Origin of the sequence: Clostridium sp. TW13 (genome assembly GCF_024345225.1) — a bacterium.
GTDB classification, from domain to species: Bacteria; Bacillota; Clostridia; order Clostridiales; family Clostridiaceae; genus Inconstantimicrobium; species Inconstantimicrobium mannanitabidum.
The window spans coordinates 3,935,428-3,950,608 of record NZ_BROD01000001.1 but is presented as its reverse complement, the minus strand read 5'-3'; the positions used below and the strand labels follow the sequence as shown (position 1 = coordinate 3,950,608).

Genomic DNA, 15,181 nt, shown 5'->3' with positions numbered 1-15,181 from the left:
GAGTGATTGTATTATGAGGAGATTTAATTTAAATGAATTTTTGTGGTTTGTAATCTTAAGCCTTTTTATGATGATTATCGCATATGGTATAGCTTCAGGAAATATATATAATATTCTAACTCAAAGACTAGTTAAGTTTTTGTGGATAGCAGTAGTGATAATTGGATTATTAATATTAGTCCAAGTACCTAAAATATTTACAATACCAGATAGAACAGGCGTAAAGAAAAGTAATGCTATATTTATATTAGCACTAAGTATTATGTTTATAGGAGTTATGCAAGCACCTATAGTCACTTTATCAAAACAAGTTCAAGTTGTAGTACAGGATGAAAATCATCAGCATGATGAGGAGGAACGTATTCCAGATGGAGTTATAAATGTCACAGATAAAAATTTTTATGGTTATTTAGAAGAAATTCAAAAAGATTTAGGTAAGTTTGAAAATCGAGATATATCCTTAAAGGGGAGAGTAATAAAGCAGAACGGAAGGTATATAATCACAAAAAATGTCATGAATTGCTGTGCGGCAGATGCTAAAACATATGGAATTTTTATTGATATAAGACCTACTATGAGTCTTGAAGAAGGAAGAGAGTATGTAGTTGCAGGTAAATTACAAAAGATTGAAGTAAAGCATAATAATAAGTATATAGAATTACCAGAAATAAAAGACGTTAAGTTAGTAACAAAGCTTTAGTATACTAAATAAAGAGCAAACAGAATTTTTAGTGTAGAAGATATTTTGAAATATTTTCTACATTTTTTGTTTCTAAATTATTAAAAATTAGAATTTTAAAAGTTATGGTATAATGAATTGAGAAACATTATTAATTATTAATTGTAATTAATAATGGTAAACTATAAATGACTAATTAATCACTTAGATGAAGATATAATGAGGAGGATGAAATTTATGAATCCAGTAGCGTTTAAATTATTTGGATTACCTATAATGTGGTATGGTGTTCTTATTGGATCGGGAGTACTATTAGCATTAGCATTAGCTTGGTACAATTGCAAGAAGAAAAATGTTGATTTTGATACAATAACAACTCTTTTTCTAATAGCATTTCCTTGTGCAATAGTCGGTGCAAGATTATATTATGTAATATTTGAATTTTCAAGATATAAGAGTTTTTTTGATGTTATAAATATAAGACAGGGTGGATTAGCTATTCATGGTGGTATAATAGGAGCTCTTTTATCAGCTTTAATCTATACGAGAATAAAAAAGATAGAGTTTTTGAAGTATGCAGATATTGCAGCACCATCTATAATATTGGCACAAGCTATTGGTCGTTGGGGGAACTTTATGAATAGTGAAGCTCATGGAGGACCTGTTTCAGCAGAATTTATAAGCAAGTTTCCAGGTTTTATACAAAAGGGGATGTATATAGATGGAACTTATTATCAGCCAACCTTTTTATATGAATCTGCGTGGAACATAGTAGTACTAATAATTTTATTGATAATCTTATATAGGAAGAAGGATAGTCATAAAGGAATAGTGATTGCAAGTTATATAGGATTATACTCTGTGGGAAGATGTGTAATTGAAGGTTTAAGAACAGATAGTTTAATGTTTTATGGATTTAGGGTTGCACAATTAGTAAGCATAACAGCTGCGTTATGTGCAGTAGTGGCTATAACTTACATAGTTAGAAATGAAAAAGCTAAAAAGAACTTAAATAACTCTATAAAATAAGTTAAGTTTATTATAGTGAGCATAAAGGCTAATTGCCTTTTGCTCATTTTTTGTTTTGGTAAGGATAAAATATATCAGTAAGGAGCTTAATATTTGAATACATTTATAAGAGATTAATAATCAAGTGAAGTCTTTTCACTTAATTATTGTTTTATTTATTAAATTAGGAATATACAATATAAAAAACGTAAAAAATGTATATTGAAAAGTATTCCAAAAAGAAGTACTATTTACCTATAAATACATAAATCTTGCTTTTATAGTTTATCAATTTTAAGTTGATAAGAATTAAATTAGAGTTTCACAGTAATTGTAACAAATGGGGGAAAGGTGTTTATGAAAGTAAATATAAGATATTTGACAATTTTTTTACTTCTATTTTTAATAGAAGCTATTATAGCTTTTTTTGTACATGATGCAATTATTAGACCATATATTGGAGATATCTTAGTAGTTATACTAATGTATACTTTTATAAGAGCCATTATAAATAAAAAAATAAAGTTTTTGCCTATATATTTATTTATTTTTGCTACCATAGTAGAGATCTCTCAATATTTTCACCTTGTGAATATTTTGCACTTGCAAAACAATAAAATTGCATTAATTATTCTAGGAAATTCTTTTGATATAAAAGATATTCTATGCTATTTAGTTGGGAGCATAATTTTAATCATTTGTGAAAGAAGTAAACTAATTAATGATAACAGATAAAGTATAATTATATATAAAATTGTCAGGGAAATAGGGGATATTTTATTAATGAGTTAATGGAGTGAGCAAAGTGGAAGTAACATACACAAATACATTTGAAGATTTAGTCGATATTTATACAATGAGATATATGAATAATAGTGAGAATAAGAAAATTATTTACAAAGGAAAAGTTGCAATTCTGTTATCAATTATACTTATAACCTTAGGATTATCTTTAATTTTTTATCAATTTCAAAGATTTTTTGTATATCCAATACTGTATGTAGGATTAGTAACTGTATTTATTGTAAGGATAACATATCCTGACGTTTGTGAATCAAGGTTAAGGGAGAAGATTATTGAGCAGTTAAAAGAAGTGAATTATAAGTTGCTCCTTACCCCTATTAAGTTAAATTTAGCTGACGGAAGCATAAAAGAGGAGAAATGTGGAAACATAAGAATAATACCGTGGAAGTATGTACGAAAAGTTGATATTCATGATAAGAAAATATATTTAAAGCTTGGGAGTATAGATACATTAATTATTCCAGAGGCAGCGTTTAATAATGTAGATGAAAGAGATTTTTTCACAGAGTATGTTTTTAGTCATACATCATTAGAAAAAAAAGAAATAAATAGGAAAACACTTAAAGCAATAAACAGTTAGTTTAGAGTAAACTAGCTGTTTTAAATTATTATAATTATTAAATAGCTTGGTGTATAAGGAAGCTACATGCAAATTATTGTGTGGTAATATATTATCAACATGGAAATATTATTTAAAGGTAACTATCTTGACGATAGAAGTTTAAATTGTTATAATGAGAACACCGTGAATAATACATGATATGTATAAGAAGGCGGTACTTGTGGAGAGATGTCCGAGTTGGTTTAAGGAGCACGCCTGGAAAGCGTGTATAGGGGAAACTCTATCAGGGGTTCGAATCCCCTTCTTTCCGCCATAGTCATGCTAGATGGGGAGCTAGCGGTGTCCTGTAACCTGCAATCCGCTACAGCAGGGTTGAATTCCTCATTGAGGCTTTAGTCTGTATGGCCTGCCCCTTGCAAGTGATGTTGAAGGTCGGGTCCCACGCAATGTAAACCTGTGAACCTCGTCAGGTCCGGAGGGAAGCAGCGATAAGCAGTTATTTACATGTGCCGTGGAATAACCTGGCCCGAGTTAACTACAAGGGTAACGCATATAGATTATTGTCAAGGTGAGGTGCATGACTTTCAAAAAAAAGGTCTGTATAAAATATCTGAGGGTATTTTATACAGACCTTTTTGTTTAGTTTTAAATGAAACAATTTTTAATTAAAAGCAGTTTAAATGTGAGAATATAAAAAATTAGAGTATATAAAGTCTAGTTTCTTTTATAATCTACAAATCTATATGTAGTCCCATTTTCTACAATAGGATCACTTTTCTCAATAATCTTCCAGTGTGAAGCTTCTAATTGAGGAAAATAAGTATCTCCCTTAAAGGAATCTTGCAATTCAGTTAAGTACATTTTTGAAGCATATGGTAAGAAAGCAGCATATATTTGACCACCACCAATAACAAAAACTTCTTCATCAGAATCCTTAAAGTTCTTAATAATAGTATCTATAGAATTTGAAATTTCTACAGCTTGATTATCTATAGAAAAGTTTTCATCTCTAGTAATTATAATATGTTTTCTTTTTGGTAAAACACCAGGAAGGGATTCAAAGGTCTTTCTGCCCATAATTATAGTGTGATTTTCTGTTAGTTTCTTAAATCTTTTAAGATCACTTGATAAATGCCAGATTAGTGAATTATCTTTTCCTATAACATTGTTGTTAGCTACTGCGCATATAATTGATATCATTATACGGACACCTCCATTTTTATTGCTTCATGATGTTTGTAATCTACAAGCTTAACATCATCAGCAGTGAAATCATAGAAATTCTTTATATCAGGGTTTATCCAAAACTGTGGAGCTTCATAGGCTTCATTTATTCTTGTCAATTGTATTTTCATACCTTCAACTTGGTTTTCATATATGTGAGCGTTGTTGATAACGTGAGTAAATAGACCTGCTTTAAGTCCAGTGACTTGGGCAAGCATATGAGTTAATACAGCGAATTGAGTACTGTTAAATGGCACACCTAAAGGTATGTCTCCACTTCTTTGTACCAGCATACAATTAAGATGACCGTCAGTAACATCCCACATAGTCAAAAAGCAACAAGGAGCTAAGTTCATCTCAGGTAAGTCCTGCCAATTCCATATGTTAAGCATCATTCTTCTATCTTGAGGATTGTTTTTTAAAGCCTCTATTAGATTATCAATTTGATGAAACTTCTTTATTTGATATCCATAAGCTTTTCCAATGGTTCCATCTTGACCTTCCCATTCATTCCATATCTTTACGTTAACTTTTCTTAGATCTTCAACAACATTAGATTGTTTTTGATATATCCATAGCATTTCCTTTACTGCTGTTTTAAATGCCACAAATTTTGTGGTGAGGATAGGAAATTCCTTTTGAAGATTGAACTGCATAATTTGATGAGGCAGCTTGTAAGTAGAAACCCCTGTTCTATTAGTGTCGAAGTATCCATTATCTAAAATATCTTTTGTTATAGCAAGATACTTTTCATCATAAAGACTCATTATAAATCCTCCTTAAATATAATAAATTGAATGCTATATTTATTTTATATCATTTTTATAAGAATAGCTAATATTAAAAAGTAAAATCCTATTAGATAGTATTCTATTATAGTATATTTTTGTGTTATTTAACAAAAATCCTACTTTTCTTAGTGAGAATTATTTAATGAATATCGGCTATTAATAAGAGTGCTATTAGTGTATAATTATCTATAGAAAATTCATAGAAGAGAAGGTGGGGAAAATATGGGTTATACAGCTTTATATAGAGAATGGAGACCACAAAGGTTTGATGAGATAGTAGGACAAAAACATATAACGACTACGTTAAAAAATCAAATTTTAAATGATAGGATAGCCCATGCATACCTGTTTTGCGGAACTAGAGGAACTGGAAAGACAACTACAGCTAAGGTAATGGTGAAGGCTTTAAATTGCCTTAACTTGCATGATGGGGAACCTTGCAATGAATGTGAAATGTGTAAAAAAATCAATGAGGGTTTATCTATAGATGTAACTGAACTAGATGCAGCTTCAAACAACGGTGTTGATAAAATAAGAGATATTATTGAGGATGTTCAATATCCTCCTCAAGAGGCTAGATTCAAGATTTATATAATGGATGAGGTACACATGCTTTCTCAAGGAGCTGTTAATGCCTTTCTTAAGACATTAGAGGAACCACCTAAGAATGTGGTATTTATATTAGCAACTACAGATCCACAGAAGTTACCAATAACTATACTTTCAAGATGTCAGAGGTTTGATTTTAAGAGGATTAGTAATGAAGATATAACTGATAGATTAAGGGCCATAGTTGATGCCAAAGGAGTTAGAGCAGATAATGGTAGCTTAAAGCTTATTGCGAGAGTTTCTGATGGAGCTATGAGAGATTCTGTAAGTATATTAGATCAAGCTATATCTATGGGTGATGGTAAGGTTGAGTATAATGATGTAATATCTATGCTTGGTCTTGTAACTAATGAGCATTTATTTAGAATAGCAGATGCAATAATAGAGCGAAGTGTAGAGAAGTCTATGTCAATAATTGAAGATATAGTGCTTTCAGGTAAGGATGTTTACGGATTTATAAAGGAATTAATAAGTCATTACAGAAATCTTTTGATGGTGAAGGTCACAAGTAATCCAGAAGATGTCATTGATATGTCACAGGATAATATAGAATCATTAAGAGAGCAAGCTAATAGATTAAGAAGTGAAGAAATCATGAGAGGCATTAGAGTTCTTCAAGAAGCAGAAGAAGATGCAAGAATAAGTAAGCAAAGCAGAATATATTTAGAGCTAGCTATAATTAAAATGTGCAAGATTGAATATGATACATCAAAGGAGGTCCTTTTATCTAGAATTAATAAGCTAGAGAATATAATAAAGAGTGGAAACATTACTGTGGAAAGAGTTGAACAATCTTCAGGTAATGTGCATAGTGAAAATAAATTACCTAAGACTGAGGTGAAAAAGCAGCAGTCAGTAGATTTAAAAGTACCTGATGAAGAAAGAAATGAGCATTCTACTATAACAATAAATGATGTTCAAAGGGCTTGGGCTGACATATTAGAAGCATTTAAAGCAAGAAGAAAGATGGTCATATATGCTTCATTAGTGACAGGTAAAGTTGCTAGTTGTAGTGAAGGCGTTATAGAAATAAGGTATGAAAATCAATTTTCATTTAATAAGATGAGGTTAGAGAAAGGTGAAAATGCACAGACAGTGAATGAAGTATTTTCAGAGATATTGAAAGAAAGAGTTAGAGTAAGATACGCTGTAGACAAAGGCGTTGATGAAGGTGAAAGGAATTCTGAGGATATTTTAAGAGAGAGGCTCGGAGATGGGATACTAGAAGTATTTGATGAATAAATTACAGACTTAAGTTATATATTAAGTATAGTTTATGTGAAGAATATCATTGTGTATCAGTATTAGTTTAAAATTTCTTCATATGAGAATTTAAACCACAGTAGAAAAACAGGAAAAAATACTATATAATTAATATAGATTTTATTATTTTAAGGAGGAACGTTAAATGGCAAGAGGTGGATTTCCTGGCGGCGGAAACATGAATAATCTAATGAAGCAAGCACAAAAGCTACAAAAACAAATGGAAGATACTCAAAAAGAGCTTGAAAGTGCTGAGTTTGAGGCTTCAGTAGGTGGTGGAGCAGTTTCAGTTAAAGCCAACGGTAAGAAAGAAATTTTAAGTATAAATATAAAAGAAGAAGTAGTAGATCCAGATGATGTTGAAATGTTAGAAGATTTAATTTTATCAGCTGTTAATGAAGTTTTAAGAAAAGCTGAAGAAGAAACTTCAAGCAAGATGGGTAAATTAACAGGTGGAATGAATATACCAGGATTATTCTAAGAAATTTTTCATAGAATAGGGTATAGTAAGAGTTGAATATAAGTATATAATATTTTGGAAACATAAAACTCCGCTATAAGCGGAGTTTTTTATCAAGTATCATAAAGGAAGGATGTGAATAAGAATATGGATTTTTATCCTGTTGCTATAGAGAAATTAATAGAGGAATTTGCAAAGTTACCTAGTATAGGTTATAAAACAGCACAAAGATTAACCTTACATATTCTTAATCTACCTAAAGAAGAGGTAGAAGAATTTTCGAAAGCCTTGGTGCAGGCTAGAGGAACTATTAAGTATTGTTCAATTTGCGGTAATTACACAGATAAGGACCCATGTGCAATCTGTGGAAATCCAAATAGAGATAAGGAAAGTATTTGTGTAGTAGAACAACCTAAAGATATAATGACTATGGAAAAGGTTAAAGAATTTAATGGCGTTTATCATGTGTTACATGGCAATATATCTCCAATGCAGGGCAGGGGTCCTCAAGATATAAGAATTAGAGAACTCGTGGCAAGAATGAGCGGAGATATTAAAGAAGTAATAGTAGCAACAAATCCTAATATTGAAGGGGAAGCTACAGCTATGTATATAGCAAAGATTTTAAAGCCATTAGACGTAAAGGTAACAAGAATTGCAGCTGGAATTCCTGTAGGGGGAGACCTTGAATATGCAGATGAAGTTACTTTATCAAAAGCTCTTGAGGGTAGAAAAGAAATATAAAAGTTGATGTTTTGGTTATAAAAGTTATATTTCAGTAATAATATATTATCAAGAATAGTTTTCCTAAAATATGTAAATAATCTTAAAAGCATATTAGTGGAGGGGTTATATGGATAATGTATTCACAGCAAATTTAAAAAAGGCAGAGATATCAAAATACGATGAAACTCTTTTAGAATCCATAAGACAAGCTAAATTAGACATGGATACTGCTATAGGGATTTTTAATACTTGTATTGATCCAAAACTTATAGATATTGCAATATATGAAGAGAATGTAGCTAGAACAAAATTAGATTATTTAATTTTGGAAGCAAAAAAACGTGGCTTGAAGTTTAATTTTGAAATTGAATGTTGCAACATTGAGAATGTTGAGTAGTGTAAAGTTAGAGGTGATAGGTGGATGGAACCATTATTATACGCTCTGTTAGGAATATTGTTATTGGTTGTTATAACTAAAATATTTGCTTGGCCGGTAAAAATTTTAATAAAGCTTGTTGTAAATGGAGTTCTTGGAGTTGTATTACTGTTAATTGTAAATTATATCGGTGCTTACTGGAGCTTTTCCATAGGTATAAATGTAGTCACAGCGTTAATAGCAGGATTTGCAGGAATACCAGGAGTAATATTTTTAATACTGTTTAAACTTTTTTTGTGATCTGAAAAGATCACTTTTTTTATTCTTTAGGAAATTATATTCAAAAAATATCTGTTACATAGTTGGAGTGGTTATCTATTTTCAGACAGCTTGTTTGACAGAATGAATTTATAGTTGTAACATAATAATATGATAAATTGTTAGAATTCTAATGATTTGAAATCTAATTATTTGTAATCTAATTATTTAAGAGGGGTATGAGATTTATGATTAAGACATTACATAATTTATTATTGAGTACACACTCAATATTTAATAAAAGAGTATTTGCAAACTTAAGTGATACAGGTCTTACATTAGGTCAACCTAAGGTACTTGATTACTTGAAATATCATGATGGATGTGTGCAAAAAGATATAGCAATAGCATGTGAAATTGAATCATCAACAGTGACAAGTCTGCTTTTGAGAATGGAGGAGTCTGGGTTAATTGAAAGAAGAATGCTAAATGGCAATAGGCGGTCATTGTATGTATTTCTTACTGAAAAAGGACGAAAATCATTGGAAAAAGTAAGTGAAGTATTTGAAGGCCTTGAAAGAGTTGCTTTTGAAGGATTTTCAAAAGAAGAAGAAGAGGATTTTATAGAGAAATTTTGGAAAATACACAGTAATTTAATGAAAGAAAAGTAATTAACATTAAGAGAGGGGTTTTATCAGTTATGACAAAAAAGGAATTATTCAAAAGATATGCTTTTTTTACTATGGGATTATTTGTAAATGCGCTTGGCGTAAGCTTAATCACAAAGGCACAGTTAGGAACATCACCTATTTCCAGTGTGCCGTATACTCTTAGTAAGGGTTTTCCACTTACAATGGGTACTTTTACATTTTTTCTAAATATGATTTTAATTATAGGACAAATATTATTGCAAAAGAAAGACTTTGAAAAAATACAACTTGTTCAAATACCTGTTTCAGTTCTATTTGCTTATTTCATAGACTTCACAATGGGTATGCTCTCATTTTTAAATCCAAATACATATATACTTAAAGTAGTATTTTTACTAATAGGTTGTTCAATTCTTGCATTAGGTATAAGTATGGAAGTGATTGCAAATGTAGTTATGCTTTCAGGGGAAGCATTTGTAAAAGCACTTTCATCAAAGTTAGATAAAGAATTTGGCACCACTAAGGTTTCATTTGATATAACATTGGTTCTTACAGCTTGTATTGTTTCCTTAATTTTATTCCGTAGAATTGCAGGTGTTCGCGAAGGAACAATTATTGCGGCTTTAATTGTTGGTCTAATTGCAAGGTTTTTCAATAGCAAACTTGGATTTATTAATAATATGCTTCTTGTGAATGAGCAATTTTTAAATCAAGAAGATATGGAAGATGAACAAGCTTCATAAAAGGGCATTATAATACATCTTTATTAATAATTAATTATATAGTAAATATAGAATAATATATAAATAGAATGACTTAGCATGAAGCTAAGTTATTTTTTTATAGAAAAAAGTAAAAAAATTTTTAAACTAGAAGGAAAAAAATTGATTATATAGAATTAATATGATAATTGCGTTTTTAGCTAAGTTTGAAGAAGGAATAAGTATAAGTCTAAAAACATAAGTAAAATATTAGAAAAAATTAAGAAAATCTTAATTTTTCAAGGATATAATAACAGTAGTTAGAAAGGGGGATATAAATGAAAAAGGTACTTGAAGTAAATAATGTAAAGAAGAAGCTTGGAAAAAGAGAAATTATAAAGGGTATTACTTTTGATGTTAATGAGGGGGAAATATTTGGGTTTTTAGGACCTAATGGTGCAGGTAAGACTACTACAATAAGAATGCTTGTAGACTTAATTCATCCAGATTCAGGAGAAATAAAGATTTTTGGTTATAATTTAAAAAAAGAGAGAACAAAGGCTCTTGAAAATATAGGAGCTGTAGTTGAGAATCCTGAATTATATAAGTATTTATCAGGAAGAGAAAATCTTATGCAGATTGCCAGGGTAAGAAAGCTTCCAAAGGAAGAGGTTGAAAGAGTAATTGAAATTGTAGGACTTAAGGATAGAATAAATGATAAAGTTAAAAAGTATTCTTTAGGTATGAAACAAAGATTAGGTCTTGCAGCAGCCCTATTAGGAGAACCTAAGTTAATAATTTTGGATGAGCCTACAAATGGACTTGATCCTTCAGGAATAATAGATTTTAGAGAAATAGTTAAAACAGCAGCTAAGGAAAAAAATATGGCTGTATTTGTATCTTCTCATATATTAAGTGAAGTGCAGCAACTTTGTGATAGGGTTGCATTTATAAACAATGGAGTAATTCAATCAGTAGAGGATATGAATGCAGAGTTTACCACAGAAACTGAAGTTTTGGTATTAAAGACCACAGATGATGATGCAGCTGTAGAGATTGTTAAAGGTATAAGCATGGTTAAAGACTGCACAGTAAGAGAATCTATGATTAATGTTCAACTAGAAACAGGAAAGACTCCTGATTTTATAGAAGAACTTGTAAAGAATAATATTAGAATAAATGAAATTTATAGAAAACATGAACAGCTAGAACAAAGGTATATGGAACTTGTTGAAGGGGGTGCAAGATAGTGCTTTTTACATTGATAAAGAATGAATTAATAAAGATATTTAGAAGAGGGAAGACATGGATTGTATTCATATTGTTTGTGGCACTTGTAGGTGTAACTATGTATGGAAGTTTTTATGAAGAAAAGCAAGCAAAGAAAAATATAACTTATAATATAGAAAGCTTAAAGCAGCAAAATCAAGATAATGAGGGGAAAATTAAGAATTTAGAAAGTTCAACTGATGCAAAGAGCCAAGAAAGTCTGGTAATGCTAAAGAAAGAACAAGAGAATATTAAGGATACACTACAAAGTCTAGAAAGTGAATTAAGTGAAAAGGTAGATGTAGAGGAAATCAAAGCTTCTAGAGAAAAAGAAATTGCAACATTGGAAGAAAACTTAAAAGGTAATACGGACGATAGATCAAAAAGTTTTGCAGAGCAGCACTTGGAAGAATTAAAATACTTACAAGCTAATAATATTTATGAAGCAGCAACTTATAAAACAAACCCATATAAATTCATGACGATGCTATTTGCAATTTTAGCAACAATGCTATTAATAGCAGGGATTGCAGTATTTATGAGTGATATAGTTTCAGGAGAATGTACACCACCAACGTTGAAGTTTCTTCTTATTCAACCTATTTCAAGAGGAAAGGTGTTGTTTTCAAAATTTATAGCAGTAACAACTACTGTATTAACTATGATAATGGGTATGGAGTTAATAGGGTTCCTACTTATGGGGATAACTAGAGGCTTCAATTTAGCAAAATATCCAGTATTAATGGGTGTAAAATATGAAATGAAATATAATGCTCAGTCAGCTAGTTCACATCCAGCAATGATAAGTGGTTCAGGAGTAATGGGAACCAATGGAGAATTATTGTTAAAATCTTTATTGTTACAAGTTTTATTTATAATAACATGCTGTGCCTTTGTATTTTTAATATCAACATTATTTAAAAGCAGTATGATTACTATGGCTATATCAGTGTTATCAACTATAGCAGTAGTTATATTCTTTGGTAGTATAAGTTTCTTACAAAGTAAAGCGCATATTTTATTCTTCAGTTATGCTAATACTCAGGCTGTTTTAACAGGTGATATAGTAAATAGTTATAATAATGTTAATCTAACACTTACTAATTCAATTATAGTGATGGTGATAACTACCATTTTAACCTATGCAATTGCACATTTTATATTTAATAAGAAGGATATTCTTATATAAATAAGAAGTGCACAAAGCTTTAGTATGTTAATTCATGTAAAGTAATTACAAGATAACTGGACTTTATTGCAAAATATCCTGTGGGGAAGTTTTTAATGCTTATTCTACAGGATATATTTTTATAAAACTTATAGTTTCTTTATAGTGAAGCAGATTAATAAATATATAAGTAAAATATTAGAAAAAATTAAGAAAATCTTAATTTTTCAAGGATATAATAACAGTAGTTAGAGAGGGGGATATAAATGAAAAAAGTACTTGAAGTAAATAATGTAAAGAAAAAGCTTGGAAAAAGAGAAATTATAAAGGGTATTACTTTTGATGTTAACGAGGGGGAGATATTTGGATTTCTAGGACCTAATGGTGCAGGTAAGACTACTACAATAAGAATGCTTGTAGACTTAATTCATCCAGATTCAGGAGAGATAAAGATTTTTGGTTATAATTTAAAAACTGAGAGAACAAAGGCTCTTGAAAATATAGGAGCTGTAGTTGAGAATCCTGAATTATATAAGTATTTATCAGGAAGAGAAAATCTTATGCAGATTGCTAGGGTAAGAAAGCTTCCAAAGGAGGAGGTTCAAAGAGTAATTGAAATTGTAGGTCTTAAGGATAGAATAAATGATAAAGTTAAAAAGTATTCTTTAGGTATGAAACAAAGATTAGGTCTTGCAGCAGCCCTTTTAGGAGAACCTAAGTTAATAATTTTAGACGAGCCTACCAATGGACTTGATCCTTCAGGAATAATAGATTTTAGAGAAATAGTTAAAACAGCAGCTAAGGAAAAAAATATGGCTGTATTTGTATCTTCTCATATATTAAGTGAAGTTCAACAACTTTGTGATAGGGTTGCATTTATAAACAATGGAGTAATTCAATCAGTAGAGGATATGAATGCAGAGTTTACCACAGAAACTGAAGTTTTGGTATTAAAGACTACAGATGATGATGCAGCTGTAGAAATTGTTAAAGGAATAAGCATGGTTAAGGACTGCACAGTTAGAGAGTCTATGATTAATGTTCAGTTAGAAACAGGAAAGACTCCTGATTTCGTAGAAGAACTTGTAAAGAATAATATTAGAATAAATGAAATTTATAGAAAACATGAACAGCTAGAACAAAGGTATATGGAACTTGTTGAAGGGGGGGCAAGATAATGCTTTTTATACTGATAAAAAATGAACTTATTAAAATACTTAGAAGAGGCAAGACATGGGTTGTATTTATATTGTTTATAGCACTTGTAGGACTTGCAATGTATGGCTCTTTTTATGATGAAAAACAACAACAAAAGTATAATAATCCTCAAAATAGATTGCAAGATGTTAATTATAGATTAAGTGATGTTGATAAAGAGATTAAAGATTTAGAAAGCTCAAAAAGTAGTGAAAATGAGGATAAATTAAATTCGCTTAAAATGCAACAACAAACCTTGACCAAAGAAAAAGAGAAGTGGGAAGCACTAGCTAATGGAACTATAACTGTTGAACAAATTAAAGCGAGTAGAGATCAGGAAATAAAAACTCTAGAACAGCAGATAAAGGAAAACAAAGAACCAGAAGAAAAAGTTTATACTCAACAAAGGATACAAACAATAAAATATTTACAAGCTAATAATTTAAAAGATGAAGATGAATTTAAGGTAAATCCATATAGTTTTATGAAGACGTTATTTGAAATGTTAGGAACAATGTTATTAGTAGCAGGAATTGCTGTATTTATGAGTGATATAGTATCAGGAGAATGTACACCACCTACATTAAAGTTTCTTTTGCTTCAACCAATATCAAGAGGAAAAGTGTTACTTTCAAAGTTTATTGCAGTAGTAGTGACAGTAATATCAATGATAATGAGCATAGAATTAGTAGGTTTTCTAGTTATAGGTATAGTTAGAGGGTTCAACTTTGCAAAATATCCAGCGTTAATGGGAACTCAGTATAAGATGCAATATGCAGGGCCTAATAATAGCAATTATCAACCAGTGGCTATAGATGGTACAACAGTAATTGGAACCAATGCAGATCTTATTTTAAAATCATTTTTGTTACAAATACTATTTATAATTACATGCTGCGCATTTGTATTTTTGATATCTACATTATTTAAGAGCAGTATGATTACTATGGCAATATCAGTATTGTTTATTATAGGCTTAACTATATTCTCACATTTAATAAACTTTATGAAACAGATAGCTCATCTATTGTTTATCAGTTATGGCAATCCAGTAGCCACTATAACGGGAAATGTGGTCTTAGATTATAAAAATGTAAATATGACAGTCACTACTGCAATAATAGTAATGATAGTGACTACAGTAGTAAGCTATTTGATTGCACATATTATATTTAAAAAGAAGGATATTCTTATATAGGGAGCAGTCCATTGAGATAATTAATAGGATTAAAAGTAAAAGGTTAGCAGTATTAATGCTAGCCTTTTTGTTGCTGTAATATCTATCTAAAAATATAGATATTACTTTTGCTACGTTAAGAATAGAGCAGAATTCCTCCATTTATATAAACAATAATTTATTCTAAAATGTAAACCCTATAAAAAATATTTTTTTGTGGAAAATTTGTCCTCTGTGGTTTACAATAAGAACATATGTT

Annotated in this window: 17 protein-coding genes, 1 tRNA gene and 1 other RNA gene; 17 read left to right on the top strand and 2 right to left on the bottom strand. The window is 30.1% G+C overall.

Features of this window, described 5'->3' with window-relative positions:
- Positions 1–13 precede the first annotated feature (13 nt).
- The 6 genes from OCU47_RS18280 to ffs all read left to right on the top strand — a co-directional run bounded on the left by OCU47_RS18280 (position 14) and on the right by ffs (position 3,634).
- A complete protein-coding gene (locus tag OCU47_RS18280; protein WP_261830022.1) occupies positions 14–700 on the top strand; it encodes a TIGR03943 family putative permease subunit in 687 nt (228 codons plus the stop codon).
- Between the two features lie 216 nt (positions 701–916).
- Positions 917–1,708 (top strand): prolipoprotein diacylglyceryl transferase, encoded by a 792-nt coding sequence (gene lgt, locus OCU47_RS18275; protein WP_261830021.1) that lies wholly within the window; start codon positions 917–919, stop codon positions 1,706–1,708.
- A gap of 336 nt (positions 1,709–2,044) precedes the next feature.
- The gene (locus OCU47_RS18270; RefSeq protein WP_261830020.1) at positions 2,045–2,422 is read left to right on the top strand and encodes a ribosomal maturation YjgA family protein; all 378 of its coding nucleotides are present in this window, start codon (positions 2,045–2,047) and stop codon (positions 2,420–2,422) included.
- Between the two features lie 70 nt (positions 2,423–2,492).
- Complete coding sequence (locus tag OCU47_RS18265) at positions 2,493–3,071, top strand: YcxB family protein (protein ID WP_261830019.1); 579 nt, start codon at positions 2,493–2,495, stop codon at positions 3,069–3,071.
- 204 nt (positions 3,072–3,275) lie between these two features.
- Positions 3,276–3,366, top strand: a tRNA-Ser gene (locus OCU47_RS18260).
- Between the two features lie 3 nt (positions 3,367–3,369).
- Positions 3,370–3,634, top strand: an RNA gene (gene ffs / locus OCU47_RS18255) — signal recognition particle sRNA large type.
- Positions 3,635–3,767: 133 nt separating this feature from the next.
- Here ffs and OCU47_RS18250 read toward each other — a convergent pair.
- Complete coding sequence (locus OCU47_RS18250) at positions 3,768–4,253, bottom strand: dihydrofolate reductase (RefSeq protein WP_261830018.1); 486 nt, start codon at positions 4,251–4,253, stop codon at positions 3,768–3,770.
- The gene (locus OCU47_RS18245; protein ID WP_261830017.1) at positions 4,253–5,044 is read right to left on the bottom strand and encodes a thymidylate synthase; all 792 of its coding nucleotides are present in this window, start codon (positions 5,042–5,044) and stop codon (positions 4,253–4,255) included. Before OCU47_RS18245 ends, OCU47_RS18250 begins: the two co-directional genes overlap by 1 nt.
- Before the next feature lie 246 nt (positions 5,045–5,290).
- Here OCU47_RS18245 and dnaX point away from each other — a divergent pair, with 246 nt between their 5' ends.
- The 11 genes from dnaX (at position 5,291) to OCU47_RS18190 (ending at position 14,943) form a co-directional block, all read left to right on the top strand.
- A complete protein-coding gene (gene dnaX, locus OCU47_RS18240) occupies positions 5,291–6,919 on the top strand; it encodes a DNA polymerase III subunit gamma/tau (RefSeq protein WP_261830016.1) in 1,629 nt (542 codons plus the stop codon).
- Positions 6,920–7,085: 166 nt separating this feature from the next.
- On the top strand, positions 7,086–7,421 hold the full coding sequence (locus tag OCU47_RS18235; protein ID WP_261830015.1) for a YbaB/EbfC family nucleoid-associated protein: 336 nt from the start codon (positions 7,086–7,088) through the stop codon (positions 7,419–7,421).
- A gap of 126 nt (positions 7,422–7,547) precedes the next feature.
- Positions 7,548–8,144, top strand: a complete 597-nt coding sequence (recR, locus tag OCU47_RS18230) for a recombination mediator RecR (RefSeq protein WP_261830655.1) — start codon at positions 7,548–7,550, stop codon at positions 8,142–8,144.
- A gap of 109 nt (positions 8,145–8,253) precedes the next feature.
- Positions 8,254–8,523, top strand: a complete 270-nt coding sequence (locus OCU47_RS18225; protein ID WP_261830014.1) for a YaaL family protein — start codon at positions 8,254–8,256, stop codon at positions 8,521–8,523.
- A 24-nt stretch (positions 8,524–8,547) separates the two neighbouring features.
- Positions 8,548–8,802: a pro-sigmaK processing inhibitor BofA family protein gene (locus OCU47_RS18220; RefSeq protein WP_261830013.1), complete on the top strand. Its 255-nt coding sequence runs from the start codon at positions 8,548–8,550 to the stop codon at positions 8,800–8,802.
- A gap of 206 nt (positions 8,803–9,008) precedes the next feature.
- Positions 9,009–9,431, top strand: coding sequence for a MarR family winged helix-turn-helix transcriptional regulator (locus OCU47_RS18215; protein WP_261830012.1), 423 nt, complete (start codon positions 9,009–9,011; stop codon positions 9,429–9,431).
- Between the two features lie 29 nt (positions 9,432–9,460).
- Positions 9,461–10,153, top strand: coding sequence for a YczE/YyaS/YitT family protein (locus tag OCU47_RS18210; RefSeq protein ID WP_261830011.1), 693 nt, complete (start codon positions 9,461–9,463; stop codon positions 10,151–10,153).
- Between the two features lie 296 nt (positions 10,154–10,449).
- Positions 10,450–11,361, top strand: coding sequence for an ABC transporter ATP-binding protein (locus OCU47_RS18205; RefSeq protein WP_261830010.1), 912 nt, complete (start codon positions 10,450–10,452; stop codon positions 11,359–11,361).
- Positions 11,361–12,569 (top strand): ABC transporter permease subunit, encoded by a 1,209-nt coding sequence (locus OCU47_RS18200; protein WP_261830009.1) that lies wholly within the window; start codon positions 11,361–11,363, stop codon positions 12,567–12,569. Before OCU47_RS18205 ends, OCU47_RS18200 begins: the two co-directional genes overlap by 1 nt.
- 245 nt (positions 12,570–12,814) lie before the next feature.
- Positions 12,815–13,726, top strand: a complete 912-nt coding sequence (locus tag OCU47_RS18195; protein ID WP_261830008.1) for an ABC transporter ATP-binding protein — start codon at positions 12,815–12,817, stop codon at positions 13,724–13,726.
- Positions 13,726–14,943 (top strand): ABC transporter permease subunit, encoded by a 1,218-nt coding sequence (locus OCU47_RS18190; RefSeq protein ID WP_261830007.1) that lies wholly within the window; start codon positions 13,726–13,728, stop codon positions 14,941–14,943. Before OCU47_RS18195 ends, OCU47_RS18190 begins: the two co-directional genes overlap by 1 nt.
- Positions 14,944–15,181: the final 238 nt, after the last annotated feature.

Coding starts and splice junctions, on each gene's coding strand:
- OCU47_RS18280 (WP_261830022.1), top strand. CDS start 14: ATGAGGAGATTTAATTTAAATGAATTTTTGTGGTTTGTAATCTTAAGC.
- lgt (WP_261830021.1), top strand. CDS start 917: ATGAATCCAGTAGCGTTTAAATTATTTGGATTACCTATAATGTGGTAT.
- OCU47_RS18270 (WP_261830020.1), top strand. CDS start 2,045: ATGAAAGTAAATATAAGATATTTGACAATTTTTTTACTTCTATTTTTA.
- OCU47_RS18250 (WP_261830018.1), bottom strand. CDS start 4,253: ATGATATCAATTATATGCGCAGTAGCTAACAACAATGTTATAGGAAAA.
- OCU47_RS18245 (WP_261830017.1), bottom strand. CDS start 5,044: ATGAGTCTTTATGATGAAAAGTATCTTGCTATAACAAAAGATATTTTA.
- dnaX (WP_261830016.1), top strand. CDS start 5,291: ATGGGTTATACAGCTTTATATAGAGAATGGAGACCACAAAGGTTTGAT.
- OCU47_RS18235 (WP_261830015.1), top strand. CDS start 7,086: ATGGCAAGAGGTGGATTTCCTGGCGGCGGAAACATGAATAATCTAATG.
- recR (WP_261830655.1), top strand. CDS start 7,548: ATGGATTTTTATCCTGTTGCTATAGAGAAATTAATAGAGGAATTTGCA.
- OCU47_RS18225 (WP_261830014.1), top strand. CDS start 8,254: ATGGATAATGTATTCACAGCAAATTTAAAAAAGGCAGAGATATCAAAA.
- OCU47_RS18220 (WP_261830013.1), top strand. CDS start 8,548: ATGGAACCATTATTATACGCTCTGTTAGGAATATTGTTATTGGTTGTT.
- OCU47_RS18215 (WP_261830012.1), top strand. CDS start 9,009: ATGATTAAGACATTACATAATTTATTATTGAGTACACACTCAATATTT.
- OCU47_RS18210 (WP_261830011.1), top strand. CDS start 9,461: ATGACAAAAAAGGAATTATTCAAAAGATATGCTTTTTTTACTATGGGA.
- OCU47_RS18205 (WP_261830010.1), top strand. CDS start 10,450: ATGAAAAAGGTACTTGAAGTAAATAATGTAAAGAAGAAGCTTGGAAAA.
- OCU47_RS18195 (WP_261830008.1), top strand. CDS start 12,815: ATGAAAAAAGTACTTGAAGTAAATAATGTAAAGAAAAAGCTTGGAAAA.
- OCU47_RS18190 (WP_261830007.1), top strand. CDS start 13,726: ATGCTTTTTATACTGATAAAAAATGAACTTATTAAAATACTTAGAAGA.